At 68.3% G+C, this 2,905-nt stretch carries 4 protein-coding genes; 3 read left to right on the top strand and 1 reads right to left on the bottom strand.

What is annotated here, in order from left to right:
- On the bottom strand, nucleotides 1–225 hold a 225-nt coding region (locus MJ785_RS02120; RefSeq protein ID WP_239379961.1), incomplete at its 3' end, for a hypothetical protein.
- Between the two features lie 219 nt (nucleotides 226–444).
- Between MJ785_RS02120 and rplM the strand changes: the two genes are divergently transcribed.
- The 3 genes from rplM (at nucleotide 445) to glmM (ending at nucleotide 2,865) form a co-directional block, all read left to right on the top strand.
- Complete coding sequence (gene rplM / locus MJ785_RS02125; protein WP_239311810.1) at nucleotides 445–888, top strand: 50S ribosomal protein L13; 444 nt, start codon at nucleotides 445–447, stop codon at nucleotides 886–888.
- A gap of 197 nt (nucleotides 889–1,085) precedes the next feature.
- On the top strand, nucleotides 1,086–1,493 hold the full coding sequence (gene rpsI, locus MJ785_RS02130; protein ID WP_239311812.1) for a 30S ribosomal protein S9: 408 nt from the start codon (nucleotides 1,086–1,088) through the stop codon (nucleotides 1,491–1,493).
- Nucleotides 1,494–1,518: 25 nt separating this feature from the next.
- The gene (gene glmM, locus MJ785_RS02135; protein ID WP_239311814.1) at nucleotides 1,519–2,865 is read left to right on the top strand and encodes a phosphoglucosamine mutase; all 1,347 of its coding nucleotides are present in this window, start codon (nucleotides 1,519–1,521) and stop codon (nucleotides 2,863–2,865) included.
- Nucleotides 2,866–2,905 lie beyond the last annotated feature (40 nt).

The following is a 2,905-nucleotide window of genomic DNA, read 5'->3' on the forward strand; positions in this document are numbered from 1 at the left end:
TCCCGGCTCGTCCAGCCCTGGAAGGGCGGCGCCCGCGTCAGGTGTCCACGTGGGTCTCCTGATCGACGGCGGCAATCCGTGCAGCGGGCCGAACAGCGGGTCATCCATGGCCGGGAGCCACGGATCGGCGGCATGCCCGAAGGAGTCCCCCGAAACGCCGGGTGAGCGCTCTGGCGGTTTTTCGTCCACCTCCCGCAGACTACGGTGTGCCTGGTAGATCTTCACGGATGTCGATGAGGCTGGCGACCTCGCCGACCGTCCGCGTCATTCGCCTGGTAACCTTAAAGACCAGCCGGCCAAGGGTGATGTGATCATGGTTTTCGCGTCATCGGCGGTCTGGAGGGGCCTGAGCTTCCTGGCGGGTTGTGAGAGCTACACGCCAAGCTGCGTGAGCGGCCCAAAGGCACAATTGAGATGCATCCGCTGACAAGAAAAGGCAGACCTGTGCGCACGTACCAGCCCAAGCCCACGGACGTCCAGCAGGCCTGGCATGTCATCGATGCCACGGACGTGGTGCTCGGCAGGCTGGCCAGCCAGGCCGCTCAGCTGCTGCGCGGCAAGCACAAGCCGACATTCGCGCCGCACATCGACACCGGTGACTTTGTCATCATCGTGAACGCGGGCAAGGTTGCCCTGAGCGGTAACAAGCGGGAGCAGGCCCAGTATCATCGCCACTCCGGCTATCCTGGCGGCCTGCGTAGCACCCCCTATGGGTCACTGCTCGACACGCGGCCCCAGCTCATCGTCGAGAAGGCCATCAAGGGCATGCTGCCGAAGAACAAGCTGGGCAGGGCGCAGGGGAGCAAGCTCAAGGTCTATGCCGGGCCGACCCATCCCCACCAGGCTCAGCAGCCCCACCCATTCGCAATCACCCAGGTCGCGCAGTAAGAGCGCGGGCAGGAGGGGACGCGGCATCGCGAGGTTGAGCACACGCCTCGCGCCGTTGCCGTCGGTCGCCAGCCAAGGCCAGGGTGGTTCCCTCCGCCGCCTCGTGATAGACGTACCTCAATCCCGCTCCTTGATCCACGCCCCTATTGCCGGGCGCTCTAAGCCGCGGGCCATCTGACCAGGAAGGGACAGACGACGTGGCTGTCGTGACCGACGCCCAGGGCAACCCTCGCGCCACCGGTCGGCGCAAGGAGGCTGTTGTCCGGGTACGCCTCCTGCCGGGCACCGGCAAGTGGACCCTCAACGGGCGCTCCCTGGAGGAGTATTTCCCTAACAAGGTCCACCAGCAGCTTGTCAACGAGCCGCTCAAGGCGCTGGACCGAACCGAGTCCTACGATGTGGCGGCGCGGCTGCATGGCGGCGGTGTTTCCGGCCAGGCGGGCGCCCTTCGGCTTGCGCTCGCGCGGGCGCTGACCCTCGCGGAGGAGGAATCTCGCCCGATTCTGAAGAAGGCGGGCTTCCTGACGCGTGACGCCCGGGTCAAGGAACGCAAGAAGTACGGCCTCAAGAAGGCCCGGAAGGCACCCCAGTACAGCAAGCGCTGACGCGTTGGCTTCGCGGGATCTTGCAGTGGCGAGGCTCTTCGGTACGGATGGTGTGCGTGGGGTCGCCAATGCCGACCTCACCGCCGAGTTGGCGTTGGCGTTGTCGGCCGCGGCCGTCGGGGTGCTCGCTGAGCATCATGCCGCCGGCAGCGGGCATCCGGTTGTGGTCGTGGGGCGCGACACGCGGCCATCCGGGGAGTTCCTGGAAGCCGCCGTCGTCGCGGGTCTTGCGTCGGCTGGCGCGGACGTCCTGCGGATCGGTGTCGTGCCCACACCGGCGGTGGCGCACGCGGTGATCGGCGCGGGCGCGGCCCTCGGGGTGATGCTCTCGGCGAGCCACAACCCCATGCCGGACAACGGCATCAAGCTGTTCGCGGCCGGGGGCTACAAACTCCCGGACGAGATCGAGGACGAGATCGCCGGCCGTCTCGCCACCCCCGCGTCGGACCGTCCCACCGGGGCGGCGATCGGGCGCGTCCGCGACGATACGGCACTTGTGGAGAGCTACACGGACTTCCTGCTGGCGGCTGTTCCCGCCCCGATGACCGGTCTCCGGGTCGTGGTCGACTGTGCGCAGGGAGCCGCGTCGGCGTTGGCGCCACATGTGTTGCGTGCCGCTGGTGCTGACGTGATTCCCCTGCATGCGGACGGGGACGGCCTCCGGATCAACGACGGCTGCGGCGCAACCCAGCTGGACTCCCTGCGGGCCGCCGTGGTTGCGCACGGTGCCGACGCCGGTATCGCGCATGACGGGGACGCTGATCGCTGTCTCGCCGTCGACGCCAATGGCGAGGTCGTCGACGGCGATCAGATCCTTGCGCTGTGCGCACTTGCGCTGCGTGAACGCGGTGATCTTGCCGACGACACTCTCGTAGTGACGGTGATGTCCAACCTCGGCCTGCATCATGCGATGCGGGACGCCGGTATCAATGTGATCGCGACACCCGTCGGTGACCGCTACGTACTGGAGGCCATGCGCGAGCGGGCGTTGTCCCTCGGCGGGGAGCAGAGCGGGCACGTCGTCTTTCTCGGGCACGCGACGACCGGGGACGGCTTGCTCACGGCGTTGCAGGTGCTGGGCCGGATGGCCGAGACCGACCGCCCGTTGGCGGAGCTGGCGAAGGTCATGACAAGGCTGCCGCAGGTGCTGGTGAACGTCCGGGGCGTCGACCGCTCCAAGGTTTCCACCTCACCGGCACTTGCCGCGGCCGTGGCGGCCGCAGAGGCCGAGCTGGGCGATGAGGGCCGGGTGCTGTTGCGTTCGTCAGGCACGGAGCCGCTGGTGCGGGTCATGGTGGAGGCGCCGAGCACCGCCCAGGCGACAGCGATCGCCGCTCGCCTGTCCGCGGTCGTCGAGAGCGCCCTCGCGTAGGGCGTCCGGCACCAGGGGACGCGGCGTCGCGGGGCTGGGG

This window comes from Protofrankia sp. CiT1 (assembly GCF_917627335.1).
Classification (GTDB): Bacteria; Actinomycetota; Actinomycetes; order Frankiales; family Frankiaceae; genus Protofrankia.